The following is a 26660-nucleotide window of genomic DNA, read 5'->3' on the forward strand; positions in this document are numbered from 1 at the left end:
AAAGGCCCAGATCGTGTTCTTTTAGTTGAGCATCGCCAAGGCTGTCGGTAAGTAAAGCCGACCGACGACGAGGAGGCACGGCAGTATGTCCAAGACGAAACAAACCCGCGAAGAAGCACTGGCATTTCACATGGAGCCCTATCCGGGCAAATTCGATGTGACGCCGAGCGTGCCGATGTCGACTCAGCGCGATCTGTCGCTGGCCTATTCTCCGGGTGTGGCCGTGCCGTGCGAAGCCATCGCCGAGATGCCGGAAACCGCCTATGACTATACGAACAAAGGCAACCTCGTTGCAGTGATCTCGAACGGCACTGCCGTTTTGGGCCTTGGTAATCTGGGCGCATTGGCTTCCAAACCGGTGATGGAAGGGAAAGCGGTTCTCTTCAAACGTTTCGCCGATGTGAACTCCATCGACATCGAACTGGACACGGAAGATCCCGAAGAGATCATCCGCGCTGTACGCCTGATGGGGCCGACCTTTGGCGGTATCAACCTCGAAGACATCAAAGCGCCCGAGTGTTTCATCATCGAGCAGAAGCTCAAGGAAGAGATGGACATTCCTGTCTTCCACGATGACCAACACGGGACGGCCGTGATCTGTGCCGCCGGTCTGATCAATGCGCTGCATATTTCGGGCAAGAAAATCGAGGACTGTAAGATCGTTCTCAACGGCGCCGGCGCGGCGGGGATCGCCTGTCTCGAACTGATCAAACGCATGGGCGCGACGCATGACAATTGCATCATGTGCGACACCAAAGGCGTGATTTATCAGGGTCGTACCGAAGGCATGAACCAATGGAAATCGGCCCATGCCGCCAACACCGACGCCCGCACGCTGGCCGAGGCGATGGACGGGGCGGACGTGTTCCTCGGGGTTTCCGCAAAAGGTGCCGTGACGCAGGATATGGTGAAATCCATGGCGCCGAACGCCGTGATTTTCGCGATGGCCAACCCGGATCCGGAGATCACCCCGGAAGACGCCCATGCCGTGCGCGACGACGTGATCGTCGCCACCGGCCGTTCCGATTACCCGAACCAGGTGAACAACGTGCTTGGTTTCCCGTACCTGTTCCGAGGTGCGCTCGACATCCATGCCCGCGCGATCAATGATGAGATGAAAATCGCCTGCGCCGAAGCCCTTGCGCAACTCGCGCGCGAAGATGTGCCGGACGAGGTGGCGCTGGCCTATGGTCAGAAACTGTCTTTCGGGCGCGACTACATCATTCCGACGCCATTCGATCCGCGCTTGATCTACACCATCCCGCCCGCCGTGGCGAAAGCTGGCATGGACACCGGGGTTGCCCGTCGTCCGATCATCGACATGGAAGGCTATGCGCAGGATCTTCAGGCCCGTATGGACCCGACCGCGCATATGCTTCAGCGGCTCTACGCCCGTGCGCGTCAAGCGCAGGCGACCATGGTCTTCGCAGAGGGCGACGACTCCCGCGTGCTTCGCGCCGCTGTGGCCTATCGCCGTGGTGGCTTTGGTCGCGCTTTGGTTGTTGGTCGCGAGGAAGAAGTGCTGGCCAAACTGCAATCAGAAGGGCTTGGCGAAGCCATTTCGGAACTAGAAATCGTCAACGCGGCCAACACGCCGCATTTGGACGATTACAAAGATTTCCTCTATCGCCGTCTGCAGCGTTCCGGTTTCGACCAGAAGGACATTCACCGTCTTGCCGCGCGTGACCGTCATGCTTTCTCTGCTCTGATGCTGGCCCACGGTCATGCCGATGGTCTCGTAACCGGCGCGACCCGCAAATCGGCGCATGTGCTCGATCGGATCAATTCCGTGTTCGACGCTTCCGCGAAAGACGGCGCCGTCGGTGTGACCGCGCTTCTGCATAAGGGGCGGATCATCTTCATCGCCGATACGCTGGTGCATGAATGGCCGGTTGAAGAAGATCTCGCAGACATCGCCATTGCAGCGGCCCGTGTGGCGCGTGCGATGGGGATCGAACCGCGTGTGGCCTTCGCCTCCTTCTCGACCTTCGGCTACCCGGTGTCCGAACGGGCGCATAAGATGCACGTCGCCTCCGAAGTGCTCGACGCGCGCGGAGCTGATTTCGAATACGATGGCGAAATGACCGTCGATGTGGCGCTGAACCCGGATGTTATGGCGTCTTATCCGTTCTGTCGTCTTTCCGGCCCGGCGAATATTCTCGTCGTTCCGGCCCGTCACTCGGCCTCCATTTCCGTCAAACTGATGCAGGAAATGGCGGGTGCAACGGTGATCGGTCCGATCTTGACCGGTGTCGACAAACCGATTCAGATTTGTTCCACCGTTTCGACGGTCAACGACATTCTGAACATGGCCGTTCTTGCAGCCTGTAAGGTGGGCCAAACGAAATAAGCATTGAGGGAGTGTATAAATGGCGATTTTCAATCTCGGATCTGTCAATATCGACCGATTTTATACACTGCCGCGTTTTCCTGAGCCCGGCGAGACGCTGAGCGCCACGGGGCACAAGATCGGATTGGGAGGCAAAGGCGCCAACCAATCCGTTGCGGCAGCGAAAGCCGGGGCGGAAGTGTACCACATTGGTGCGATCGGCAAGGCGGACCCCTGGGTCCGTCAGCGGATCGAAAGCTATGGTGCGAGCTGCAAATATTTGCGCGAAGTCGAGGAACCGACCGGCCACGCCGTGATCTATGTCGGTCCCGATGGCGAGAACATGATCGTCATCGATCCGGGCGCGAACGTCGCGCAGGATCGGGATTTCGTCACGCAATCCATCGACTGGGCCCGTGCTGGCGATACGCTTTTGCTGCAAAACGAAACGAATCTTCAGGCCGAAGCTGCCGCTTTCGCCCTCGCGAAAGGCATGCGCGTGATCTATTCCGCCGCGCCGTTTTCCATCGAGGCGGTGCGCAACGTGACGCGCCATAGCTCGATGTTGGTGATGAACGCGATTGAGGCCTCGCAGCTGTGTTCCGCGCTCGGTCTGTCGCTGGAACAAATTCCGGCACCGGAAATCCTTGTGACTTTGGGCGCAAAAGGCGCGATGTGGCGGTCCAATGAGACCGGCGACGTGATCGAAGTGACCGCTCCGAAAGTCAGCTCGGTGGACAGCACCGGGGCAGGGGATACGTTCATTGGCTATGTGGCCGCCGGGCTCGATTTCGGCATGCCGATCCGTACTGCGATGGAATGGGCCGTGCAGGCTGCCGCGCTGAAAGTGACCCGTCCGGGCACCGCGGATGCGATCCCGTCGGCTGCGGATGTGAAAGCCGCTTTCCGGATCTGATCCGCCCGCCAGTGGCGGATTTAGGGCATCAAGGACGCCGAAAATGGCGTCCTTGGAACATCTTAAAATTATTGAAAATGAGTGCGTTAGCCGACAATCAATTGTTTGAGCTGCAACGCTTCATATTCCAGCGCCGCCAGACGGTAGTTGACGACATCGCCGATGGAAATCAGCCCGATCAGCGCCTCGCCATCGAACACGGGCATATGGCGGAAGCGCCCGTCGGTCATCCGGCGCAGCACCGATACGAGTGATTCATCCGGCGTCGCGGTTTCCACCTTTTGCGTCATCAGATCCGCCACGATCTGCGGCAGGGTTTTGCCCGGCGTGTTGGCGAGTTGGCGCACGATATCGCGTTCCGACAGAATGCCGACGAGCGCGCCTTGCGCATCTTTGACCAAAACAACGCCGATCCGTTTGTCGCGCATCATCTGGACGGCATGGCTCACGGTATCCTGTGGGCGGATCGAGAAAATCTCGACACCTTTCTGCGCGAGCACATCGGCGACGGTGGCTTGGGTGGCGGACATGTTGGTTTCCACGGTTTGACTATGGCTGTGCTCATGCGCCATGGCCCCCCGCGTCTTAGGTGTATATGAAGCTGGCATGTGGTGGTTCCTCCCTAGAACACCTTCTAGGGTAGAGAAATTCGCGCTTTAGTAAACTTTTTCCGACGGGAGACCTGTCTCGATGCAAAATCTGACCGGCATGACGCTGTCGCCGCTGAGCGCGACGATCCTTTTCGTGATCGCTTGTTTTGCGGGATATCGCTATCGCAACGTCTGGAAAGCGGAAGGGCCGCGGTATCAGCTCTGGATTTACGGGCTGATCGCGGCGGTGATTTTGTTGACGCTTGGATTGGTGCCCGTCAGGGCCTGATCGACGAAAGAACGCGGCCTTAGCTGGCTTGTTCTTCCATGTCATCGACCATTTTGCGTGCGCGCGGGCAGGCGAGGCGGTCGCGCAGCGGGCTGTTCGGGTCGATCTCTTTCTTGCAGACCAGACAATGATCCGCGCCGTCGATGGCGTTCAACCCGCCGCAGCTTCCTTTGATCGTGCGGCCGCTGAAGATGACGCCAAGCGCCATACCAACCATCACAATCAAGAGAAGCCCGAAGGCGAGAATGAACGTCGACATGGATCGACCCCTAGCAGTTTAAAATAATCGTTTCAGATCAAGCGGTCAGCGAAACGAACTTGTCGGAGGCATAGCTTGCGTGGCTATGTTCACCGTCTTTCATGGTGTGGTCAATGAAGAGCACGGCCATATCACGTTCATTTGCGATCTCGAGACCGCGTTCACGACCCAGAACCAGAAGCGCGGTGGCCCAGGCATCGGCCAGCATGGCGTTCTCGGTCATCACGGTGACAGAAGCTGTGTCATGGGTGACCGGGCGACCGGTGGTGGCGTCGATGATGTGGGAGTAACGCGTGCCGTCGTAATCGAAGAAGTTGCGATAATCGCCGGAGGTTGCAACGCCCATGTCGGACACGGCGACGATTTGCGCCACGCCGCGATCAAATGCTTCCGGGGTTTCGATCCCGATCTGCCACGGTTTGCCATCCGGGTTGCGGCCGGCGGTGTAGAGATCGCCACCGATTTCAACCATGTAATCGGTGATGCCAAAGCTCTTGAGCGTGCGGGCGACCTGATCGACGCCGAAGCCTTTGCCGATGGCGGAGAGGTAAACTTCTGCACCCGGGTTCAGCTTTTTCAGCGCGCCGTTCTCGACTTTCAGGGAACGGGACTGACCACAGCAGGCCATCGCATCGGCGATTTGTGCATCGTTCGGCGTGTCGGCGCGGGTGCCGGTGGCGCCAAAGCCCCAGAGATCGATGAGCGGGCCAACGGTGACGTCGAAACGACCGTCGGTTGCGTCATGCACATGTTCTGCGGCGAGCATCACATGCTCAAGCTCCGGAGAAACCGTCAGCTTGTCGCCTGCGGCGGCAGCGTTAAAGCGGGAAATCTCGGAGGAGCTGTCCCAGTTCGACATCTGGGTGTTGACCTTGGCAAGCGCCACATCGACGGCTTTTTGCAGCTCGGTCTTGTTCACGTCTTTGGTGTGATCGACGGCGACGATGGAATAGCTCGTGCCCATGGTCAGGCCAGTGAGTTCCAGTACGGACCACCCTTTCTTGCAGGCGGCCAGACAAATTGGCATGACCAGAAAGCTACGGCGAGAAAGGAGAAGAGAGTTGGACAAGGGCCTGCTCCACATTAGCTACGATGTTTCAATCTTGCGGTATTCTGCATGCTTCTGCGGCAGAATGGGCTTGGGTTCAACACTAAAGTAAAAGAACTGTATACGGAAGTCTTCCAAACCGTGTCTCATTATCGCATAAGGTAGCCGGAAAATGGACAGGACTTTATAGACGTGCAGCAACATGTGTTGAAGAAAGGTCTGGACGTTCCGGTGCTGGGGGCACCTGACGCCAAGATCGTAGATGCAGCAGCGATCCAAACCGTCGCCATACTTGGGCAGGACTATCTTGGTCTGAAACCGCGCCTTGCGGTTCAGGAGGGGGATGTCATTGCCGCGGGCGCACCGGTTCTGGCGCATAAGGATACGCCAGAGGTTCAGGTGACCGCGCCGGTTTCCGGGCGAATCAAAGCAATCAACCGCGGCGCGCGCCGGGTTCTGATCTCTATCGAGATCGAGGTGGATCCTTCTGCCGCCGAGCCGGTTGACTTTTCGCAAGTCGGCGATGAGGCCACCATGGAAGGTGTGATCGAACGTCTTTGCGCCTCCGGGCTTTGGACTTCGTTCCGCACGCGCCCCTATTCCAAGGTGCCGGCGCCGGATACGAAACCCGCCGCGATCTACGTCACCGCCATGGACAGCGAACCGCTGTCGGGCGATGCTACGCTGATCATTCAGGAAGATGCGGAAGCATTCGCGCGCGGCCTCGCGGCTGTGGCAATGCTGACCGAAGGCAAAACCTATCTCTGTCAGGAAATCGGGGCCGACATTCCCGGCGCTGACGTTGAAGGCATCACCGCCGTTGGCTTCTCCGGTCCGCACCCGGCGGGTCTCGCCGGGACGCATATGCACTTCCTGGAGCCGCCCTCGTCCTCGAAAACCGTTTGGACCATCGGCTATCATGACGTGATCACCATCGGGAAACTGATGCTGACCGGCAAACTTGATTCGAGCCGAATCATCGCGCTTTCCGGTCCGATGTGTTCCGAACCGCGCCTTGTGCGCACGGTGGCGGGCGCGTCGATGGAAGACCTCTGCGCTGACGATCTGAAAACCGACACCCCGATCCGCGTGATCTCCGGCTCGATCCTGAGCGGTCGTGCGGGCGAAGGGCAGACGGCTTATCTCGGTCGCTACGCGCGTCAGATCACCCTGATCGAAGAGGATCATAAACAGATCCCGATGGGGTGGATTCGTCCGATGTCCTCGAAATACGCGTTCCAGCCGGTGCTGGGTTCGGCTTTTGCCAAAAAACTCTATGCACTGACGTCCAACCTGAATGGTGGTCGCCGCGCTATGGTGCCGCTCGGCACTTTTGAAGAGCTGATGCCGCAGGATTTCCTGCCGACCCAGCTTCTGCGTGCGCTTCTCGTGATGGATACCGACCAGGCGCAGGCGCTTGGCGTTATGGAACTGGACGAGGAAGACCTCGGGCTGTGCGGCTTTGCCTGCCCGGCCAAATATGAATACGGCCTCGCGCTTCGCGACAGCCTCAGCAAGATCGAGAAGGAGGGGTAAGGCTTTGGGTCTTCGCAATTTCTTCGACCGGATCGAGCCGCATTTCGTTAAAGGCGGCAAGTATGAGAAGTATTTCTCCATCTACGAGATGGTGGAAAGCTTTATTTATACGCCGAAAACGGTCACCACCGTCGCGCCCCACGCGCGGTCTTACATCGATATGAAGCGGATCATGACCTATGTGGTCATCGCGACGATCCCCGCGATCCTTTTCGCGCTTTATAACACCGGCCTTCAGACCAACCTCGCGATTGCCGAATACGGTCCGTCGGGCTGGCGCGCAGCGATCATCGAGGGGCTGGGCATCGGGTTCAATCCGAACAACGTGCTGGCGAATATGCTGCACGGGCTTTTGTACTTCCTGCCGATTTACATCGTGACACTCGTCGCGGGCGGGATTTTCGAAGTGCTCTTCGCCGTGGTTCGTGGTCACGAGGTGAACGAGGGTTTCCTCGTGACCTCCATGCTCTACACTCTGATCATGCCCGCATCGACGCCGCTCTGGCAGGTCGCGTTGGGCATCATCTTCGGTGTCGTGATCGGCAAAGAAGTGTTCGGCGGTACCGGTAAGAACTTCCTCAACCCGGCGCTGGTCGGGCGGGCGTTCCTCTATTTCGCCTATCCGGCTTACATGTCGGGTGATTCGGTCTGGACCCCGGTTGACGGGTTCTCCGGCGCAACCGCCCTGTCCATCGGCGCCTCCCAAGGCGTTGGCGCCTTTGCGGAACATGGCATCAGCTGGATGGACGCCTTCGTCGGCACCATCCAAGGCTCGCTCGGGGAAACCTCGACCATCGCCTGTATGATCGGTCTCGCCTTCCTGCTTTTGACCAAGATCGCCAACTATCGTCTGGTGCTCGGCTGTCTGGCCGGGATGATCGCCTTCTCCAGCCTGTTGAACTGGATCGGTTCTGATACCAACCCGATGTTCGCCATGCCGTGGTACTGGCACCTCGTGACCGGCGGTTTTGCTTTCGGTCTCGCCTTCATGGTGACCGAGCCTGTGTCCGGCGCGCATACCAACACGGGGCGCTACATCTACGGTGCATTGATCGGCTTCATGGTCGTCATGATCCGTGTGGTGAACCCGGCTTTCCCCGAAGGCATGATGCTCGCCATCCTCTTCGGCAACGTCTTTGCGCCGCTGATCGATTACTTCGTCGTGCAGGCCAACATCAAACGGAGGGCCAAGCGCAATGCCTGAGGGAACTGAAAACAAAGGCCTGATCCGCCGTTTTCTGGATGCGCCGGCTGATGGCGTAGGCAAAACGGTCTTCGTGGCCGTCGTGCTCTGTCTCATCGCCTCCATGATCGTGTCGGCGGCTGCGGTCGCGCTGCGTCCGGTTCAGGAAGAAAACAAACTGCGTGACAAGCGCATCAACATTCTTCAGGTCGCGGGCGTCTATGACGAGAACGTGGCGGTGAACGAGGCTTTCGCCGATTTCGAACCGCATGTTCTGGACCTGTCCACTGGTGAGTTCACCGACAAATACGATGTCGCCACGTTCGAAGAACTGGTGGCCGCGGGCGATCCGTCGATCATGAAATCGCTGGACGAAGACCCTGCTGGTCTCGGTGGCCAGATGCAGACCTATCGTCTGGTCTATCTGCTGCGTGACGACAGCGGTGCGCTCGACAAAGTTGTGCTGCCGATCGAAGGCTACGGCCTCTGGTCCACGCTCTACGGTTTCATCGCGCTCGAAGAGAACGGCAACGATATCTTCGGCCTTCAATTCTACCAGCAAGGTGAAACCCCCGGCCTTGGCGCCGAGGTGGACAACCCGCGCTGGCGTGCGCTCTGGAACGGCAAGAAGCTCTTCACCGAAGATGGCGATCTGGCCATCACGGTTGCAAAAGCGCCGCCGCCCGCAGGAACCGACTACTATGTGGACGCACTTGCCGGGGCGACGCTGACCTCGCGCGGTGTGGACAACCTGGTCCGCTTCTGGATGGGCAAAGCCGGGTACGGCAGCTTCCTTGAACATCTGCAAGAAGGAGAGGTGAACTGATGGCACAGACCTATCGTTCTCAACTGATCGACCCGTTGGTCGACAACAACCCGATCACCTTGCAGGTCTTGGGCATCTGCTCGGCGCTTGCTGTGACCTCCTCGATGCAGGTGGCGTTCGTTATGTCGCTGGCCGTGACGCTCGTGACCGCATTCTCGTCGCTGTTCATCTCGATGCTGCGCAACCAGATCCCGAGCTCGATCCGGATCATCGTGCAGATGGTGATCATCGCCTCGCTGGTGATCCTCGTGGATCAGGTGCTCAAGGCCTACGCCTATGAAATCTCGAAAACGCTTTCGGTCTTCGTCGGCCTGATCATCACCAACTGTATCGTCATGGGCCGCGCCGAAGCCTTCGCGATGAAGAACCCGCCGGTGGCGAGCTTCATCGACGGCATCGGCAACGGTCTCGGCTACGGCCTTCTTCTGATGGTCGTCGGTGTGATCCGCGAACTGTTCGGCTCCGGCTCACTCTTCGGCATCACCATCCTGAAAACCGTGAACAACGGTGGTTGGTATGTGCCGAACGGTCTTCTGCTTCTGCCGCCCTCGGCCTTCTTTGTGATCGGTCTGATCATCTGGGCCGTGCGCACGTGGAAACCGGAACAGGTGGAAGAGCGTGAATATAAAATCCAGACGGTGGAGGGCCACTGATGGAAGGTCTCATTTCACTGGCGGTGAAAGCCGTCTTCATTGAAAACCTCGCGCTGTCGTTCTTCCTCGGCATGTGTACCTTTCTCGCCGTGTCGAAGAAAATTTCGACGGCGATGGGGCTCGGGATTTCCGTGATGGTGGTGCAGGCGCTGACCGTGCCTGCCAACAACCTGATCCTGAGCAAACTGCTCGCGCCCGGTGCTTTGGCTTGGGCCGGTTTCCCGGATGTCGATCTGACCTTCCTTGGTCTGATTTCCTACATCGGGGTTATCGCCGCCATCGTGCAAATCCTTGAGATGGTGCTCGATAAGTATTTCCCGCCGCTCTACAACGCGCTCGGGATTTACCTGCCGCTGATCACCGTGAACTGCGCCATTCTCGGCGGCTCCCTGTTCATGGTGGAACGGAGCTACAACTTCGCTGAATCCGCAACTTACGGTATCTCCTCCGGCTTTGGCTGGGCGCTGGCGATCACCGCGATGGCCGGTGTGCGCGAAAAGCTGAAATACTCTGACATCCCCGACGGGCTTCAGGGTCTCGGGATCACCTTCATCACCGCGGGTCTGATGGCCATGGCCTTCATGTCCTTCTCCGGCGTGAAACTGTAAGGGAGGGCAAAGATCATGATGACATTCAGTCTGGGCGTTGTCCTTTTCACCCTGATCGTGATTGCCCTTGTGGCACTCATTCTGGTGGCGCGCTCGAAACTCGTCAGCTCCGGCAACGTCAACATCACCATCAACGGTGAGAAGACGATTTCCGTTCCGGCTGGTGGCAAGTTGCTCCAGACCCTCGCGGGGCAAAAGCTGTTCGTGCCGTCTGCCTGTGGCGGCGGCGGCACCTGTGCGCAGTGTCGTGTGCGGATCCATTCGGGCGGCGGGTCGATCCTGCCGACGGAAGAGAGCCACATCACCAAGCGTGAGGCTGCTTGCGGCGACCGCCTGTCCTGTCAGGTGTCCGTGAAGCAGGACATGGAGATCGAAGTTCCGGAAGAGGTCTTCGGCGTCAAGAAGTGGGAGTGCACCGTGCGCTCGAACCACAACGTGGCGACCTTCATCAAGGCTCTGGTTCTTGAACTGCCGGAAGGCGAGGATGTGAACTTCCGCGCTGGTGGCTATATCCAGATCGAGGCGCCTGCCCACAAACTGTCCTACAAAGATTTCGATGTTGAAGAAGAATATCGGGAAGACTGGGACAAGTTTAACCTTTGGCAATATGAATCGACGGTGAGCGAGCCGATCGAACGCGCCTACTCGATGGCGAACTACCCGGAGGAAAAGGGCATCATCATGCTCAACGTCCGTGTCGCTTCGCCGCCGCCGCGGTCCGAAGGCATCCCGCCGGGTCAGATGTCCTCCTACATCTTCAACCTCAAACCCGGTGACAAGGTCACGATTTCCGGTCCGTTTGGCGAATTCTTCGCCCGCGACACCAAGAAGGAAATGGTCTTCATCGGGGGTGGTGCCGGTATGGCGCCGATGCGCTCGCATATCTTCGACCAGCTCAAACGTCTTGAGAACCGCGACCGGAAGATTTCCTTCTGGTACGGTGCGCGCTCGAAGCGCGAGATGTTCTTCGTCGAGGACTTCGACCAGCTTGCGGAAGAGTTCGACAATTTCGAATGGCATGTGGCGCTCTCGGATGCGCTGCCGGACGACAACTGGGGCGGGTACACCGGCTTCATTCACAACGTGCTCTTTGAGGAATACCTCAAGAACCACCCGGCGCCCGAAGATTGCGAATATTACATGTGTGGCCCGCCCATCATGAACCAGTCCGTGATCAACATGCTGCTTGATCTGGGCGTGGATCGCGAAGACATCATGCTCGATGACTTTGGTGGCTGAGCCAGACAAGAGAACATTGAGAAGGGGGCCTCGGCCCCCTTTTTCATGTCTATGTGTTCCGTCCCGGACGTGATGATCTCAGAACGTCGGAGGGGTACAGGCGGAGAATAGCGAGCAGGGCTCCGGCCCGACCTGCCGGAACCGATGCGGCAGGCGGCTGTCGAAGTAATAGGCATCTCCCGGCCCAAGGATCTTGCGTTCTTCCCCGACGGTGATCTCAATCCGGCCTGAGATCACGATGCCGCCTTCTTCCCCCTCATGCCCGTAGAGCACACGTCCCGTGTCCGCGCCCGGTTCGTAGGTTTCCTTCAGAAGCATCATCGCGCGCCCGAACAGCGTGTTGCCCACCTGTTTGAGCGAGACCTTCCCCTTGCCGATCTCCACAAGCTCCTCGGCGGCATAGAAAATCTGCCGCTCGGGATCGGGCTCGAACGCGAAAAACTCCGACAGGCTGACGGGAATACCGTCCAAAATCTTACGCAAAGACCCCACCGAAGGGTTGGTTTTGCCGGATTCGATCAGCGAAATCGTGGAGTTCGGAACGCCGACTTTCTTCGCGAGCGCACGCTGAGAAATCCCGCTGCGTTCTCGAATCACCCGCAAACGCTGACCCAGCTTGCGATCCTCATGTGAGGTGTCATTTGTGTTGCTAGTGTTCATTTTAATTAAACCCTAAATCATCCACTTCAATTATTACAATGAGTTAGTGAAATAAAGAAACAGACTTTTTGAAAATTTCAAACCCTGACACTCTTATCCTCAGTCAAACCGACAGGGTGCCCGGGCAGGGCTACGGATAGGATCAGAGATGCTCAAATCGACCAATAACAAGGAATACGACGCACGACGCAAATCGGCACTGGCCCGCGGTGTCGGCGTTCTCACGGATCACTTCGCCGTCAAAGCGGAGAACTCGGAAATCTGGGACGCTGATGGCAACCGCCTCATCGACTTCGCCTCCGGGATCGCCGTTTTGAACACAGGTCACCGCCACCCGAAGGTGATCGAAGCCGTCAAAGCCCAGCTCGACGCCTTTACCCACACCTGCCATCAGGTCGTGCCCTACGAGAACTATGTCACCCTCGCCGAGCGTCTGAACGCTTTGGCTCCGGGCGATTTCGAAAAGAAATCCCTCTTCGTGACCACCGGCGCCGAAGCGCTGGAAAACGCCGTGAAGATCGCTCGTGCCGCCACCGGACGCTCCGCCGTCATCACCTTCAACGGTGGCTTCCACGGCCGGACCTTCATGACCATGTCCATGACCGGCAAGGTTGCGCCCTACAAAATCGGCTTCGGCGCGATGCTGCCCGACGTGTTCCACGCGCCTTACCCGAACGCGCTGCACGGTATTTCCGTGGACGACAGCTTTGATGCCATCGAGCATCTGTTCAAAGCCGATGTCGATCCGTCGCGCGTCGCCGCGATCGTGTTCGAACCGGTGCAGGGCGAAGGCGGCTTCAACCCGGCGCCTGCCGAGTTTGTCACACGTCTGCGCGCGCTTTGCGACAAACATGGGATCGTCATGGTCGCCGACGAGGTCCAGACCGGCTTTGCCCGCACCGGCAATGTCTTCGCGATGGACGCCTATGCAGAAGCCCCGGACCTGACCACCATGGCGAAAAGCCTCGGCGGCGGTTTCCCGATCTCTGCTGTGGTCGGGAAAGTAGAGATCATGGATGCGGCCAGTCCGGGCGGCCTCGGCGGTACCTATGGCGGCAACCCGCTCGCCATCGCCGCCGCCAACGCGGTTCTCGACGTGATCGAAGAGGAGAAACTCTGCGAACGTGCCGTGACCCTCGGTGATGCGCTCAAAATCCGTCTCACTAAGATGAAAGCGGACTTCCTGCCGGAGATCGCTGAAATCCGTGGTCCGGGCTTCATGGTCGCTGCTGAATTCTACGGTGATGATGGCAAGCCGTCTGCGGAACTCGCGAACGCCATTCGTCTTGAGGCGCTGGACCGTGGCCTGCTTCTCCTGACCTGCGGCGTCTATGGCAACGTGATCCGTTTCCTCGCTCCGATCACCATTCAGGACGAGGTATTTGCAGAAGCGCTCGATATCCTTGAAAACGCAGCGAAAGCCGCAAAAGGACTCTGAGATGCGTGACCTGAAAGACAAAAGCCTGCTGGAAACCCGCGCCTATGTGAATGGCGTGTGGCTCGAAGGCAAAAAAACTTTTCCGGTGGAAAATCCCGCCACCGGGGAGGTCATCGCTCACGTGGCGGATCTGACCGCCGAAGACGTCGCGATGGCGATTGATGGGGCCTATGACGCGAAAAAAGCATGGGCCAGCATGGGCGTGAAGGATCGGTCTGCGATCCTGCGCAAGCTGTTCGATCTTTTGGTCGAGAATGCCGACGATCTGGCGACGATCCTGACCGCCGAGATGGGCAAGCCCTGGGCCGAGGCCCGTGGTGAGATCCTCTATGGTGCCTCCTACGTCGAATGGTTCGCCGAGGAAGCCAAGCGCAACTATGGTGACATGATCCCCGGCCCGTCGAATGACAAGCGCATGGTGATCGTCAAGCAGCCTGTGGGCGTTGTCGGGGCCATCACGCCCTGGAACTTCCCGAACGCTATGCTGGCGCGCAAAATGGCGCCGGCTCTGGCGGCGGGCTGCACTATGGTGGCGCGTCCTTCCGAGTTCACGCCGCTGTCCTCCATCGCGCTGGCCGTTCTGGCCGAGCGTGCGGGCGTGCCTGCCGGTGTGTTCAACGTGCTGACCGGTCTCGATGCCGCTGGCATGGGGCAGGAAATGTGCGCCAACGACAAGGTCGCCAAGATCACCTTCACCGGCTCGACCCGTGTGGGGAAAATCCTGCTCGCGCAAGGTGCCGACACCGTCAAGAAAATGTCCATGGAACTGGGCGGCAACGCGCCCTTCGTGGTGTTTGACGATGCCGACATTGATGCGGCGGTCGAGGGCTGCATGATCGCGAAATTCCGCAACAACGGTCAGACCTGTGTCTGCGCCAACCGCATCTATGTGCAGGCAGGCATTTATGACGCGTTTGCGGAGAAACTGGCGAAAGCGCTCGAAGCTCTGACCCTCGGGGACGGCTTTGCAGAGGGCGTCAACACCGGCCCGCTGATCAACGCGGCCGCTGTCGCCAAGGTCGAAAGCCACATCGCCGATGCTGTGGAGCTTGGGGCCGAAGTGGTTACCGGCGGCAATCGTTCGAACCTTGGCCAGACCTTCTTCGAGCCGACGCTCCTCAAAGGTGTGACGCAGAAGATGAAAGTGGCGCGCGAAGAGACCTTTGGTCCGCTTGCTCCGCTGGTCAAGTTCGAAACGGAAGAAGAGGCGCTCTCCTACGCCAACGCGACCGAGTTCGGTCTGGCCTCCTATTTCTACACCGCTGATCTCAACCGCGCATGGCGTGTCGGTGAGGCGATGGAAAGCGGCATGGTCGGTATCAACACCGGCGCGATATCGACAGAGATGGCGCCTTTCGGTGGTGTCAAACAATCCGGCATGGGCCGCGAAGGTTCCAAATACGGCATGGACGACTATCTTGAGATCAAGAACCTCTGCTTCGGCGGTCTGTCCTAAGCACAGCCCCTATCAGAACACAGCAAAAAGGGCGCCTCTTGGGCGCCCTTTCTTCATGTCTGTTTGTCTGATGTGCCCGACGGAAGTCCGACACATGTCCGACGCTTTGCCGACCGTTATTTCAGGCGGCGATTGCGCGCGGCCAGAAGTTTGAGACGCAGGGCGTTGAGCTGGATGAAGCCCGCCGCGTCTTTCTGGTCGTAAGCGCCAGCATCGTCTTCAAACGTAACGTGTTTCTCGGAATAGAGCGACGCCTCGGACCAACGGCCAACGGTGTGCGCTGCGCCTTTGTAGAGTTTCAGGCGTACAGTACCGGAGACGTGTTCTTGCGACTTGTCGATGGCGGCTTGCAGCATCTCGCGCTCCGGGGAGAACCAGAAACCGTTGTAGATCAGCTCCGCATAGCGCGGCATCAGGCTGTCTTTGAGGTGGCCAGCGCCGCTGTCGAGCGTGATCTGTTCGATGCCACGGTGCGCTTGCAGCAGGATGGTGCCGCCCGGCGTTTCATAGATGCCGCGGGACTTCATACCAACGAAGCGGTTTTCCACCAGATCGAGAACACCGATCCCGTGTTTGCCGCCCATTTCGTTGAGTTTCGTCAACAAGGTCGCCGGGGACATTGCTTCGCCGTTGATGGCAATCGCATCGCCTTTTTCAAAGGTGATCTCGATGTATTCCGGCTCGTTCGGAGCCTGTTCCATCGGCACGGTGCGCTGCAGAACATAGTCCGGCGCTTGCTCTGCCGGGTTCTCAAGAACGCGACCCTCAGAGGAGGTGTGCAGCAGGTTGGCGTCGACGGAGAACGGTGCTTCGCCACGTTTGTTTTTCGCGATCGGAATCTGGTTCTTTTCGGCGAAATCAATGAGTTTCGTGCGCGACGACAGATCCCAAATCCGCCAAGGTGCGATCACCTTGATGTCGGGGTTCAGCGCGTAAGCGGACAGCTCGAAACGCACCTGATCGTTGCCTTTGCCGGTTGCGCCATGGGCGATGGCATCGGCACCGGTTTCTTCGGCGATCTCAACAAGACGCTTGGAGATCAGCGGACGGGCAATCGAGGTGCCGAGCAGGTATTCACCTTCGTAGAGCGCATTGGCGCGGAACATCGGGAAGACGAAATCACGCACGAACTCTTCGCGTACGTCTTCGATGTAGATGTTTTCCGGTTTGATGCCGAGCATCTCAGCCTTTTTTCGCGCCGGATCCAGTTCCTCGCCCTGACCGAGATCGGCGGTAAAGGTCACAACTTCACAACCGTATTCGGTCTGAAGCCATTTCAGGATGATGGAGGTATCGAGGCCGCCGGAGTAGGCGAGAACCACTTTTTTAGGCGCAGACATGGGACATTCCTTTTTCGGAGTTCGCAGGCGCGATTATCGGGTTTTCGAGCCAAGAGCAAGGTTTGGAGCTGAAGATTGCTTTAGCTTCCCCGTCAAAACCTCTAAACCTGCGGCAAGAAGCATTGAAAAGGGTCATCATGACGGGTTTCATTCTGTTCCAGAACGCGGTTCTGCGTGTCATTCGTAATCTCGACGAGGCTTTGGCCGTGTCCGGCCTGATCTGGATTGCCATCCTGATCGTGCAGATTTTCGCCTTTGGGGCGCTGGATGTGGAGACGCTGGCCAGCGGCGACCCGCAGGTGGTTTCCGGCAAAACGCTCTGGGTGCTTTTGCTGACGAATGTTGTCATGGCGGTGGGGTCCTGCTGGATTGCGGTGGAATGGCACCGCTACGTGCTGGAGGGCAAGCGCCCGACCTCGGCCTTTCCGTCCTGGAGCGGTGGGCGCGTCTGGGGTTATCTGATGCTCTCGATCGTCATCGGCATCATGGTCGGTTTGGCGGTCGTCGTCTTCGCCACGGTTTTGCTTTCCCTGTTCGGCAGCATCCTGACACAGACTTTTGGCGGTCTTTTCGTGATCGTCCTGATCGGTTTGCCGGCGGTCTTCCTGTTCTTCCGGATTTCGCCGGTCCTGCCCGCCGTGGCTCTGGGGCAAAAGCTTTCCATCGGCGAAGCGTGGCAAGCGACCAAAGCACATTCCGCCGTCATCTTTCAGGCGGTCATTCTCGCGATTGCCCTTTTGATCGTGTTCCAGTTCATCGCCCCAGTGTTCGGCGGCGGTATTCTGGCGTTGCTTTACGAATTGCTGGCGGGCTGGTTCCTGTTGATGGTCAACGTGAGCCTGCTGTCTTCGATCTATGAATTGGCGATGCGGGGAAAACTCGATGACTGAGCAAAGCACATTCACCGAACATGCTCGCGCGGCGGAGGTTTTGGTCCGTCGTCTGTTCGAACCGACGCCCTGTCTGCGCAACGATCATTTATCGAAAGCCTATGACTGCGATGTCTGGCTGAAGCGCGAAGACCTTACGCCGGTGCGCTCCTACAAGCTGCGCGGGGCGTGGAATGCGATGGTGAAAGCCCGCGCGAAAGACCCCAATATCGGGCTTTTCGTGTGCGCCTCGGCTGGCAACCATGCGCAGGGCGTGGCCTTTGCCTGTCGACAGTTCGGGGTGAAAGGCGTGATTTTCATGCCCGTGACGACCCCGCAGCAAAAGATCGACAAGACCAAGGTCTTTGGCGGTGAGAATATCGAAATCCGTCTGGTCGGCGACTATTTCGACAACACGCTCGAAGCCGCGCAGAGCTATTGCGCGGAGCAGGGCGGGCATTTCCTTGCACCTTTCGACGACATGGATGTGATCGAGGGGCAAGCGACGGTTGCCGTCGAATTCATGTCCCAGATGGTTCCCGATGTCGTGGTTCTTCCCGTGGGCGGCGGTGGGCTTTCCGCCGGTGTGGTGTCTTATCTCAAAGACGTTGCGCCCAAGGCCGAGGTCTATTTCGTTGAACCGAAAGGCGGCCGCTCGCTTGAGGCGGCGGTCACCGCTGGCGAGCCCGTGACCTTGAGCGATGTGGACAGTTTCGTTGATGGTGCGGCCGTGGCTCGGATCGGCGCGCTTCCGTTTGAGGTGCTAAAGGACACGCCGCTTGATCGTATTTTGGCTTGCCCGGAAGATCGCATCTGTTCCACCATGCTGGAAATGCTGAACGTCGAGGGGGTCGTGCTCGAACCCGCTGGCGCGCTGTCGATCGACGCGCTTCAGGACATTCGGGACGAGATCCGCGGCAAACGCGTGGTCTGCGTTACTTCCGGCGGCAACTTTGATTTCGAGCGTCTGCCAGAGGTCAAAGAGCGCGCGCAGCGGTTCCGCGAGCTGAAGAAATACTTCATCCTACGTATGCCGCAGCGTCCCGGCGCCTTGCGCGATTTCCTCGATATGCTTGGCCCGAACGATGACGTCGCTCGCTTTGAGTATCTGAAAAAATCGGCGCGCAACTTCGGGTCGGTCCTGATCGGGATCGAAACCGATGATCCGGCCAATTTCGCGCATCTGTTCGACAAGATGAACGCGGCGGGCCTGGTCTATCGTGACATCACCAATGATCAGGATTTGGCCGAATTCGTCTTGTGATCAAGGCGGGTCTTCGGGCGTTTTGCTCAGAAACTCCGCGCGGGATTGTGCGTAGCTGTTAAAAATGGCGGTCAGGTTGATCCTGTCGGCCTGACCCTTTCTTGCGGCAATTTCTCCGTCCCGGCAGAGGGCGGAGAAGGCCGCAAAGCCGAGATTGAGAGAGCTACCCTTCAGGAAATGCAAATCCTGCTCTAAACGCGCGGGGTTTGGAGCGGTTTTCATCCGCTCAATCGCATCATCGACCTCTTCGAGAAACAGGTCCACGACCTCTCGAAAATCGTCTGGGCCAACCTCATTGCGCAAATCCGCGACCCGGTTCCAATCAATCATGGCATTCTCCCGCTTCCTAGAAATATGACCGCATCAAGGTTACGGAAGCGTTAGCATATCTCTGAATTTCGGAAAAATTTTAGGTTTAAGGCGACATTAAACCGAGCGCGGCAGGGTGGGGACACCAAGCCACGGACAGGAATCGTTTGCGTTGCTCATCGCGGAAACCCAAAACTATCTACAGGCCGTGCCGGAACGCGGTGTCGTGAACAGCGTATTGATCGTGGACGATTCACGGGCGCAACGTCGCATCCTGTCCTCCTATCTCGGACGGTGGGGTTACACGGTTTTCGAGGCGGCGTCCGGCGAGGAGGCGATGACGATCTGTCAGCAGGAGCCGATTGATCTCGTGGTGTCCGACTGGATGATGCCTGGCATGAATGGCCTGGAATTCTGTCAGGCCTTTCGTCAACTCGACCGCGCGCATTACGGCTATTTTATTCTTCTGACCTCGAAATCCGACAAGGCGGAAGTGGCGCAGGGGCTTGATGTCGGGGCGGATGATTTTCTGACAAAACCCGTGGCGGGTGATGAGCTTTTGGCGCGCATACGGGCGGGGGAGCGTATTCTTCGGATGGAGCGGGAATTGACGGAGAAGAACCGTCTGGTCAGCTCAACTCTCTCTGAGATTTCCGCGCTCTATGATTCACTCGACCGCGACCTGATCGAAGCCCGCAAGATGCAGCAGTCCCTCGTCCGTGAACGGTTTCGCGACTTTGGCAGCGCGCAGATATCCCTACTTTTGCGCCCGTGTGGCCATGTCGGCGGCGATTTGGTCGGCTTTTTCCCGATCAACGACCGCCATTTTGGTGTTTTCGCGCTAGATGTGTCCGGGCACGGGATTGCCTCGGCGTTGATGACCGCGCGGCTTGCGGCCTATCTCACCGGCTCGACGCCGGAACAAAATCTGGCGATTCGCTTGGATGAGGCCGGGAACTCTCAGCCTTGCTCCCCCTCGGAGGTGGCGAGGGCGCTGAACCGGCTGATGTTGGAGGAGATGGAAACCGATCTCTATTTCACCATGATCTTGGGGCATTTTGATCGGCTTGAGGGTGTGTTCGTGATGACCCAATGCGGGCATCCAAGCCCCGTGTTCCAGTTAAAAACCGGGGAGGTCACATTCTTCGGAGATGGCGGGCTTCCCGTCGGACTGATCCCGGATGCGACATATGAAGATGTGCGTCTGTCCCTCTCCCCCGGTGAGAGGATTTTAGTCTTCTCTGACGGGGTGACGGAATGCCCCGATGGCGGTGATGGCATGTTGGGAGAGGAGGGGCTGGCCGAGCTCTGCGCCAAAGTTGCGGCGGAGCGTGGAAGCGCCTTCTTCGATACGTTTCTCTGGGATTTGAATGACTTCAATAAGGATCAGGATTTCCCCGACGATATCTCCGCCATCCTCTTGGAATATTCCGGTCAGAACAGCCTTTGAAGAAACGCCCTGTCTCCGGGGTTGCCGACGCTGACCACAGCCTGTTCCGGGGAGGCCCAATGCACGGAATGGTCGACCTCTGGCGGTTCGGCCAATTTGCGGACGGGGCGCGCCTGATAGATATGGCAAATCTTTTCGGCCCAGAGGTCGTATTCGGGCATGAACACAAAGCGTCGGAACGCGCCCAGAAGACGCGGCTGTGCGATGCGCCAACCGGTTTCCTCGAACACTTCGCGGTGCAGCGCCGTGACCGGGCTTTCTCCGGGATCAATGCCACCGCCGGGAAGTTGAAACTCGTGATGGATGCCCGCTTGATAGGTCAAAAGCACCTGCCCATCTCTCGGCAGAATGGCATATGCGCCCGGTCGTGCCCGATATAATTGTCCCTGAAGTCTGGGTTCCCCGTAACGCCGCATACCTGCCTTGCCTTCCTTCGGTGGTTGTTCCGCCTATATGAACAGGATATTCCAGCGCCGAACGTCAGGGGAAGCACAAATGCTCGGATCGAAAATTGCATGGGACGACACCGTCCTGCCATTCCAATTGGATGCCTCGGATATCCGCGGACGCGTGGCGCGTCTGGACGGGGTGCTGAACAGCATCCTGTCGCAGCACGCTTACCCGCCGGAAATCGAGTCTTTGGTTGCGGAGATGGCTCTGCTGACTGCGATGATCGGTCAGACGATGAAACTGCGCTGGAAATTGTCCTTGCAGGTGCGCGGGGAAGGTGCGGCGCGTTTGATCGCAACCGATTACTATGCGCCCACCGCAGAAGGGGAGCCGGCCCGCATTCGTGCCTATGCCTCCTATGACGCGAACCGCTTGGTGCCGCGCGTTGATCCGTTTTCTCAGATCGGCAAAGGCTATTTCGCGATCCTGATCGATCAGGGCAAAGGCATGGTGCCGTATCAAGGGATCACCCCCATCGCGGGCGGGTCTCTGTCGGCCTGTGCCGAAACCTATTTTGCCCAATCGGAGCAATTACCGACTCGTTTTTCCACGACTTTCGGGACCACACGTCTGTCGGGTGGCGGTGATGAGCATTGGCGCGCTGGTGGCGTGATGCTTCAAAAAATGCCGAAAGCGTCTCCTTTTGCCGCTCAAAATGAAGGCGACAGCGAAGGCGAGGGCCTTCTGCAAGCCGCCGACATGCTGAATGATGATGATTTCGAAGACTGGAACCGGGTGAATATCCTGCTCGATACGGTTGAGGAGATGGAACTCATCGGCCCGCGTGTACAGCCGACCGACCTGCTCGTGCGCCTGTTCCACGAGGAACGGCCGCGTGTTTTTGATCCGCAACCGGTGCATTTCGGGTGTAATTGTTCCGAGGAGAAAGTGCGTCAGAGCCTATCGATCTATTCGGCCAAGGACATTGCGCATATGACGACCGATGAAGGCGTCGTCACGGCGGACTGTCAGTTCTGCGGTGCGCATTATGTGCTCGACCCGAAATCGGTCGGGTTCGACGCGGAGGAAAACCGAGATGGTGATGCCGATTGAGCGAGATGATTTCGCGACCCTTTTGCGGTCTCCGGGGGAGCCGTCGTCAGACTTCGATCTGAACCGCGGTCTGCGCCCTGAGGACCGGGCCACGCTGCGCCCGGCGGGCGTGCTTGTCCCGATCCGGGAGACGGCTCAAGGCTTGCGTTTGATCCTGACCAAACGGTCCTCCGCGCTCAAACATCATCCGGGCCAGATTGCCTTTCCGGGCGGGCGTGTCGAGGAGACGGATCGCGATCCGATTGCCGCAGCGCTCCGTGAGGCTGAGGAAGAGATCGGATTGCCGCCGTCCTCCGTCGATGTGCTTGGCAGCCTGCCGACGCATGAGACGGTTTCCCAGTTCGAAATGTTTCCGGTTTTAGGCTGGATTAGAGACGATTTTGTCCTGAGAGCCGAAGAAGGTGAGGTTTCAGAAGTGTTCGACGTGCCTCTGTCGCATGTTTTGAACCCTGAGAATTTCGCCATCCAATCCCGCCGTTGGCGTGGCCACACACGATCCTTTTATACGGTGCCTTACGGACCCTATTACATCTGGGGCGCCACGGCGCGGATTTTGCGTGTTTTGGCGGATCGGGTGAGCGGATCATGAAACTGTCTGTGGACTGGCTCCAAAGCGCCCCGGCACAAGCGATCATGGCGATGTTTTCTGATGCCGGGGAGAGCGCCTATTTCGTCGGAGGCTGTGTGCGCAACAGCCTTTTGGGCGTACCGGTCAGCGATCTCGACATTTCGACGAATGTGCGTCCTGAACGCACGATGGAGCTCGCGAAAGCTTGTGGGTTCAAGGCTATTCCGACAGGGATTGAGCACGGCACGATCACGGTGGTGATTGAGGGCGAACCGTTTGAAATCACGACCTTCCGCAAAGACGTTGAAACCGATGGGCGCCGCGCGGTTGTGGCTTTTGCCGACACCTTGGACGAGGATGCGCATAGGCGCGATTTCACGATGAACGCGCTTTATGCCAAGGCGGACGGGACCATTGTCGATCCGCTCGGTGGATTGATCGACCTTGAGGCCCGGCGGGTGCGGTTTATCGACGACCCGGTTCAGCGGATTCAGGAAGATTATCTACGAATCCTGCGTTTTTTCCGCTTTCACGCTTGGTACGGCGATGATGACGCCGGGTTAGATCCCGAGGGGCTTGCGGCCTGTGCCAGCCACCTTGAGGGGCTTGGGCGGTTGTCCCGAGAGCGGATCGGCCATGAGATGATCAAGCTTTTGTCCGCGAAAGCACCGGAACGGGCGCTGGGCGCGATGGATCAGACGGGCGTCTTGAATGCGCTCCTGCCGGGGGCCTCGACAAAGGCGTTTTTCGTGCTGACCTCTTTGGAGGAGGTGCCTGATCCGATCCTGCGTCTCGCCGCTTTGGGGCAGTTCGATGTGGCAGAGCTTTTGCGCCTCTCAAAGACCCAAATCCGGCAGTATGAGGCGCTGCGCTTTGCGGCTCTGGGTATGCAGTCGGCGGCTGAGATTGCCTATCGCGAGGGGGGGGAGATCGCCCGGTTCGGGATGGCTTTGCGATCCGCGTTTCTGGAGCAGCCTATGCCTGCGACGCTTGAGGCGGAGATCAGGACAGGCGCAGCGGCGCGTTTCCCGATCGCGGCGCAGGATTTGATGCCGAGATTGAGCGGGCGGGCGCTGGGCGAGACGTTGAAACATCTCGAACAGGACTGGATCGATAGTAAATTTCAGCTCACGAAAGAAGAGCTCATGCAGCGTGCGGATAAGGGCTGATGGAGACGTTTGAAATTCAGCGTTTGGGTCACAAGGGCGATGGCATCACCGCGGACGGGACGTTTGTCGCCGGGGCTTTGCCCGGTGAGTTGGTCGAGGGCGTCGCGGAAAACGGACGTGTTGTCGGAGGCAAGATTGTTACGCCCGCGCCGGACCGCGTGAAGCCCGCCTGTCGCCATGCCAAGGCTTGTGGTGGTTGCTCATTGCAGCACGCATCGGATGATTTCGTGGCTCAGTGGAAGACTGATTTTGTGGCGTCCGCCCTCAAGAATCAGGGCATTTTAGCCGAGTTAGAGCCTATTTTGACCTCTCCCGAGAAGAGCCGCCGACGCGCGGTGTTTCATGGGAGACGGACGAAAAAAGGTGTGATGCTTGGTCTGCATGCGCGCGCCTCCGACAGCCTTGTGCCCGTACCGGATTGCATCCTCATGGTGCCCGAGATCATGGAGCGCTACGCCGCTCTCGAACGGTTGGTCGAACTGGGTGGTTCGCGCCGTGGGGAGATGGACATCACCGTGATCTCGTCAGACAGCGGGCTTGATATCTCCGTTCAGAACGGTAAGCCGCTCGATCTGGATATGCGGATCGATTTGGGCCGTTTTGTGCAGGATTTGGGTCTATCGCGCCTGTCTTGGAACGGCGAAGATTTGGCGGGTGAGGCGCTTCCGTTTCTCACTTTTGGCAAAGCCCGCGTGCTGCCTCCGCCCGGCGCATTTCTTCAGGCCACGGCAGAGGGGCAGGCCGCTCTGGTCGCCTTGATGCGCCGTGCTGTTGGCGACGTCGACAAGGTCATCGATCTTTTCGCAGGCTGCGGGACGTTTTCCTTGCCCTTGGCGGAAGGGGCGGAGGTGCATGCCGTAGAAGGCGTGTCCGATATGCTTGAGGCTCTGATGAAAGGGTGGCGGCAATCGGAAGGGCTCAAGCGTGTTTCGGTCGAGACCCGCGATCTGTTCCGCCAACCCGTGCGCAGCGATGAATTGAACCGCTTTGATGCGGCGGTGATCGATCCCCCGCGGGCCGGAGCGGCGGCGCAATGCGATGAGATCGCCAAAAGCGATCTGAAGTGGGTGGGCTTTGTTTCCTGTAATGCGATCACCTTCGCGCGAGATGCAAAACACCTGATCGAGGCGGGGTTTGAGCTTGAATGGATCGTCCCCGTGGACCAGTTCCGCTGGTCGCCCCATGTCGAGATTGCCGCGAGTTTCCGCCGGGCCTGACTGTCAAAATGATTTGGCCTGTTTCGACGATTCGATGTATGACACCTAAAAAACAAAGATCGGGTAGTGATCATGGATCGGCGGGTATTTCTCGTTTCTGCGGCAGCTATGTTGCCGTTTTCAAAGGCGGCGTTTGCGCGTGAATTGAAGCCCTATACGGGGCCGGAAATCACCCGTGTGGTGATTTATAAAGAGCGCCGGAGGCTCTATCTCTTGCATGGCACGGATGTGGTGGAAGAGTTCAAGATCGGTCTTGGCGGAAACCCGACCGGTCCGAAGCAGTTTGAGGGTGACGGCAAAACGCCGGAAGGCAGCTACATCATCAATCGCCGCAATCCGAATTCCGCCTATCACCTGTCTCTTGGTATTTCCTATCCGAACTCAGAAGACGCCGCTTATGCACAGGCATTGGGGCGGCGTCCCGGTGGGGATATCTTCATCCATGGCCGTGCCGGGGAAAACCGCGGTAAGGGCAAGGATTGGACGGCGGGCTGTATCGCCGTCAAAGATCGCCAGATCGAGAAAATCTACATGATGGTGCAGAACGGCACTCAGGTAGATATTTTTCCGTAAGAGCTTTGCTTACTGAAGGGCGGCGAGCGTTTGGTCCGCCGTCTTTCCCCCGGCCAGAAAGGTCCACCAGAGCTTGCCCGAATCTTCCTGATACCAGGCAAAACCGATATCGGTGGCACGGTTGTCGAGGATGACATCGCGCGTGTCGGATTGCTCCATCCAAGCGGACAGGGTCTCAAGCTCGGTCTCATAGGTTTCCGAGATATTTTCACCCAACATCAGGCCGGAATACCCGGAGCGTCTCACGCGATCGAGCGGCGAGGAGCCGTCGGAGCCGAAATGCCATGGCCGGTTCTGAACATGCATGTCGCGCGAATGGGTCGCCGCGGCGGCGTTCAGGTTTGCGTTGAGCTGTACAGGAGCTACCCCAGCAGCGGACCGCAACGCGTTGATCGAATCGAGCATGCGATATTGGATCGTCGCCTCATCCTTGGTGGAGATGCGATAGACGCGAGGCAAAGGTTTGCCATCGGGGCCGAGACGTTCGGTCGGTGTTTCACAAGCGGTCAGACCGATCAGGGCCAACATGAGGATGGCGACGATGCGCGACATTCCAGATACTCCATGACTTTCATCGGTGCAGAATTAAACGCTTTGATCGGAAGGATCAAATCATGTTCGCGCGTTTCCGCCTGTGGGTATTGTTTGATTTGCGGGGGAAGGCTTCTGGTCATATAAGGCCGAATGTCCAGATCTCATATAAATGGCTGAGTTGCGATGAATAAGTCCAACATCTTCAAGTATTCCCGACGCAGTTTCCTCGCCGGCACCGCCGCAGTTTTGAGCGCGCCTGCGTTCGCGCAGACGGAGGGGACGACGGAGATGGAGAACGATCTTTCCACCGTTGTGCGCCGCAATATCTCCAGTTTCCGCTCGCTGAACTGGCAACCGTATTTCAGCAACCTGCACAATGGGGCGATTCTCGTGGATACGACGTCGCGGGCTTTGCATTTCTGGAGCGAGGATGAGAGCGTCTATAAGCTCTACCCGACCTCCGTTCCTCTGAGCGAAGATCTGACACGCCGGGGGCGGACCGAAGTGATCCGCAAGGTGGAGGGGCCGAGCTGGGCGCCGACGCCGTCGATGAAAGAGCGCAACCCCGAATGGCCGGATTTCGTTGGTCCGGGCCCGAATAACCCGTTGGGAACGCACGCGCTTTATCTGAGCTGGCAATATTACCGCATTCACGGCACGCATGACACGCGCAAGATCGGTCGTCGGTCTTCGAATGGCTGTATCGGTTTGTACAATGAACACATCGCAGAGTTGTTCTCGCTCGCCAAAGTTGGCACGCAAGTGTTGCTAATTTGACGACAAAGTCGCGGAAAACTACAATGGAAGCATGGAGTAATTGATTTTGCCTGCTTT

At 58.3% G+C, this 26660-nt stretch carries 28 protein-coding genes; 20 read left to right on the forward strand and 8 right to left on the reverse strand.

What is annotated here, in order from left to right; all coding sequences use genetic code 11:
• Positions 1-85: 85 nt before the first annotated feature.
• Together ACYBHZ_RS04260 and ACYBHZ_RS04265 are read left to right on the forward strand one after the other, a co-directional pair.
• Entirely contained in the window at positions 86-2350 is a 2265-nt protein-coding gene (locus tag ACYBHZ_RS04260) for an NADP-dependent malic enzyme (RefSeq protein WP_460272955.1), read from the forward strand.
• 19 nt (positions 2351-2369) lie between these two features.
• A complete protein-coding gene (locus ACYBHZ_RS04265) occupies positions 2370-3245 on the forward strand; it encodes a ribokinase (RefSeq protein ID WP_460272956.1) in 876 nt (291 codons plus the stop codon).
• Between the two features lie 86 nt (positions 3246-3331).
• Here ACYBHZ_RS04265 and ACYBHZ_RS04270 read toward each other — a convergent pair whose 3' ends face one another.
• Positions 3332-3853, reverse strand: a complete 522-nt coding sequence (locus tag ACYBHZ_RS04270; protein ID WP_460272958.1) for a CBS domain-containing protein — start codon at positions 3851-3853, stop codon at positions 3332-3334.
• 91 nt (positions 3854-3944) lie between these two features.
• Between ACYBHZ_RS04270 and ACYBHZ_RS04275 the strand changes: the two genes are divergently transcribed.
• Positions 3945-4124 carry a hypothetical protein gene (locus ACYBHZ_RS04275; RefSeq protein WP_460273184.1) on the forward strand — a complete coding sequence of 60 codons (180 nt, stop codon included), beginning with the start codon at positions 3945-3947 and terminating at the stop codon, positions 4122-4124.
• A 19-nt stretch (positions 4125-4143) separates the two neighbouring features.
• Here the strand turns inward: ACYBHZ_RS04275 and nqrM are convergent, their stop codons facing one another.
• Both nqrM and ACYBHZ_RS04285 read right to left on the reverse strand, forming a co-directional pair.
• Positions 4144-4383 carry a (Na+)-NQR maturation NqrM gene (nqrM, locus tag ACYBHZ_RS04280; protein WP_460272959.1) on the reverse strand — a complete coding sequence of 80 codons (240 nt, stop codon included), beginning with the start codon at positions 4381-4383 and terminating at the stop codon, positions 4144-4146.
• A 37-nt stretch (positions 4384-4420) separates the two neighbouring features.
• On the reverse strand, positions 4421-5452 hold the full coding sequence (locus ACYBHZ_RS04285) for an FAD:protein FMN transferase (protein ID WP_460272960.1): 1032 nt from the start codon (positions 5450-5452) through the stop codon (positions 4421-4423).
• A gap of 171 nt (positions 5453-5623) precedes the next feature.
• On the opposite strand from ACYBHZ_RS04285, the gene ACYBHZ_RS04290 reads away from it, so the two are divergent.
• Genes ACYBHZ_RS04290 through nqrF form a run of 6 tightly spaced genes read left to right on the forward strand, consistent with a single transcriptional unit; the run spans position 5624 to position 11476 of the window.
• Entirely contained in the window at positions 5624-6967 is a 1344-nt protein-coding gene (locus tag ACYBHZ_RS04290; protein WP_460272962.1) for a Na(+)-translocating NADH-quinone reductase subunit A, read from the forward strand.
• Positions 6968-6971: 4 nt separating this feature from the next.
• Positions 6972-8171, forward strand: a complete 1200-nt coding sequence (locus ACYBHZ_RS04295) for an NADH:ubiquinone reductase (Na(+)-transporting) subunit B (protein WP_460272963.1) — start codon at positions 6972-6974, stop codon at positions 8169-8171.
• Positions 8164-8976, forward strand: a complete 813-nt coding sequence (locus ACYBHZ_RS04300) for a Na(+)-translocating NADH-quinone reductase subunit C (RefSeq protein ID WP_460272964.1) — start codon at positions 8164-8166, stop codon at positions 8974-8976. Before ACYBHZ_RS04295 ends, ACYBHZ_RS04300 begins: the two co-directional genes overlap by 8 nt.
• The gene (locus ACYBHZ_RS04305; RefSeq protein WP_460272965.1) at positions 8976-9629 is read left to right on the forward strand and encodes an NADH:ubiquinone reductase (Na(+)-transporting) subunit D; all 654 of its coding nucleotides are present in this window, start codon (positions 8976-8978) and stop codon (positions 9627-9629) included. The genes ACYBHZ_RS04300 and ACYBHZ_RS04305 overlap by 1 nt, the downstream gene beginning before the upstream one ends.
• Positions 9629-10237 carry an NADH:ubiquinone reductase (Na(+)-transporting) subunit E gene (gene nqrE, locus ACYBHZ_RS04310; protein WP_460272966.1) on the forward strand — a complete coding sequence of 203 codons (609 nt, stop codon included), beginning with the start codon at positions 9629-9631 and terminating at the stop codon, positions 10235-10237. The genes ACYBHZ_RS04305 and nqrE overlap by 1 nt, the downstream gene beginning before the upstream one ends.
• Positions 10238-10252: 15 nt before the next feature.
• Entirely contained in the window at positions 10253-11476 is a 1224-nt protein-coding gene (nqrF, locus tag ACYBHZ_RS04315; protein ID WP_460272967.1) for an NADH:ubiquinone reductase (Na(+)-transporting) subunit F, read from the forward strand.
• 78 nt (positions 11477-11554) lie between these two features.
• On the opposite strand, the gene ACYBHZ_RS04320 is transcribed toward nqrF, so the two are convergent.
• On the reverse strand, positions 11555-12136 hold the full coding sequence (locus tag ACYBHZ_RS04320) for a cupin domain-containing protein (protein ID WP_460272968.1): 582 nt from the start codon (positions 12134-12136) through the stop codon (positions 11555-11557).
• 148 nt (positions 12137-12284) lie between these two features.
• Here ACYBHZ_RS04320 and ACYBHZ_RS04325 point away from each other — a divergent pair, with 148 nt between their 5' ends.
• Positions 12285-13574, forward strand: coding sequence for a 4-aminobutyrate--2-oxoglutarate transaminase (locus ACYBHZ_RS04325; RefSeq protein ID WP_460272969.1), 1290 nt, complete (start codon positions 12285-12287; stop codon positions 13572-13574).
• A gap of 1 nt (position 13575) precedes the next feature.
• Entirely contained in the window at positions 13576-15030 is a 1455-nt protein-coding gene (locus ACYBHZ_RS04330; protein WP_460272970.1) for an NAD-dependent succinate-semialdehyde dehydrogenase, read from the forward strand.
• Between the two features lie 116 nt (positions 15031-15146).
• Here the strand turns inward: ACYBHZ_RS04330 and ACYBHZ_RS04335 are convergent, their stop codons facing one another.
• Positions 15147-16370: an argininosuccinate synthase gene (locus tag ACYBHZ_RS04335; RefSeq protein ID WP_460272971.1), complete on the reverse strand. Its 1224-nt coding sequence runs from the start codon at positions 16368-16370 to the stop codon at positions 15147-15149.
• Positions 16371-16507: 137 nt separating this feature from the next.
• On the opposite strand from ACYBHZ_RS04335, the gene ACYBHZ_RS04340 reads away from it, so the two are divergent.
• Both ACYBHZ_RS04340 and ilvA read left to right on the forward strand, forming a co-directional pair.
• The gene (locus ACYBHZ_RS04340) at positions 16508-17260 is read left to right on the forward strand and encodes a hypothetical protein (protein ID WP_460272972.1); all 753 of its coding nucleotides are present in this window, start codon (positions 16508-16510) and stop codon (positions 17258-17260) included.
• On the forward strand, positions 17253-18503 hold the full coding sequence (gene ilvA / locus ACYBHZ_RS04345) for a threonine ammonia-lyase IlvA (RefSeq protein WP_460272973.1): 1251 nt from the start codon (positions 17253-17255) through the stop codon (positions 18501-18503). Before ACYBHZ_RS04340 ends, ilvA begins: the two co-directional genes overlap by 8 nt.
• Here the strand turns inward: ilvA and ACYBHZ_RS04350 are convergent, their stop codons facing one another.
• Positions 18504-18833 (reverse strand): Hpt domain-containing protein, encoded by a 330-nt coding sequence (locus ACYBHZ_RS04350; protein ID WP_460272974.1) that lies wholly within the window; start codon positions 18831-18833, stop codon positions 18504-18506.
• 157 nt (positions 18834-18990) lie between these two features.
• On the opposite strand from ACYBHZ_RS04350, the gene ACYBHZ_RS04355 reads away from it, so the two are divergent.
• A complete protein-coding gene (locus ACYBHZ_RS04355; RefSeq protein ID WP_460273185.1) occupies positions 18991-20262 on the forward strand; it encodes a PP2C family protein-serine/threonine phosphatase in 1272 nt (423 codons plus the stop codon).
• On the opposite strand, the gene ACYBHZ_RS04360 is transcribed toward ACYBHZ_RS04355, so the two are convergent.
• Positions 20247-20678 (reverse strand): NUDIX hydrolase, encoded by a 432-nt coding sequence (locus tag ACYBHZ_RS04360; protein ID WP_460272975.1) that lies wholly within the window; start codon positions 20676-20678, stop codon positions 20247-20249. The two genes, ACYBHZ_RS04355 and ACYBHZ_RS04360, sit on opposite strands and share 16 nt — an antisense overlap.
• 79 nt (positions 20679-20757) lie before the next feature.
• Between ACYBHZ_RS04360 and hslO the strand changes: the two genes are divergently transcribed.
• From hslO to ACYBHZ_RS04385, 5 genes are all read left to right on the forward strand, one after another.
• Positions 20758-21765, forward strand: coding sequence for an Hsp33 family molecular chaperone HslO (gene hslO, locus ACYBHZ_RS04365; RefSeq protein WP_460272976.1), 1008 nt, complete (start codon positions 20758-20760; stop codon positions 21763-21765).
• Positions 21749-22354, forward strand: coding sequence for a CoA pyrophosphatase (locus tag ACYBHZ_RS04370; protein ID WP_460272977.1), 606 nt, complete (start codon positions 21749-21751; stop codon positions 22352-22354). Before hslO ends, ACYBHZ_RS04370 begins: the two co-directional genes overlap by 17 nt.
• Entirely contained in the window at positions 22351-23502 is a 1152-nt protein-coding gene (locus tag ACYBHZ_RS04375; RefSeq protein WP_460272978.1) for a CCA tRNA nucleotidyltransferase, read from the forward strand. The genes ACYBHZ_RS04370 and ACYBHZ_RS04375 overlap by 4 nt, the downstream gene beginning before the upstream one ends.
• Complete coding sequence (locus tag ACYBHZ_RS04380) at positions 23502-24719, forward strand: class I SAM-dependent RNA methyltransferase (protein WP_460272979.1); 1218 nt, start codon at positions 23502-23504, stop codon at positions 24717-24719. The genes ACYBHZ_RS04375 and ACYBHZ_RS04380 overlap by 1 nt, the downstream gene beginning before the upstream one ends.
• 72 nt (positions 24720-24791) lie before the next feature.
• Positions 24792-25292, forward strand: a complete 501-nt coding sequence (locus ACYBHZ_RS04385; RefSeq protein WP_460272980.1) for a L,D-transpeptidase family protein — start codon at positions 24792-24794, stop codon at positions 25290-25292.
• Positions 25293-25301: 9 nt separating this feature from the next.
• Here ACYBHZ_RS04385 and dalA read toward each other — a convergent pair whose 3' ends face one another.
• Positions 25302-25844: a divisome-associated lipoprotein DalA gene (gene dalA, locus ACYBHZ_RS04390; RefSeq protein ID WP_460272981.1), complete on the reverse strand. Its 543-nt coding sequence runs from the start codon at positions 25842-25844 to the stop codon at positions 25302-25304.
• A gap of 165 nt (positions 25845-26009) precedes the next feature.
• Between dalA and ACYBHZ_RS04395 the strand changes: the two genes are divergently transcribed.
• Positions 26010-26603 carry a L,D-transpeptidase gene (locus ACYBHZ_RS04395; protein ID WP_460272982.1) on the forward strand — a complete coding sequence of 198 codons (594 nt, stop codon included), beginning with the start codon at positions 26010-26012 and terminating at the stop codon, positions 26601-26603.
• Positions 26604-26660 lie beyond the last annotated feature (57 nt).

Source organism: Celeribacter sp. ULVN23_4, from assembly GCF_054788345.1.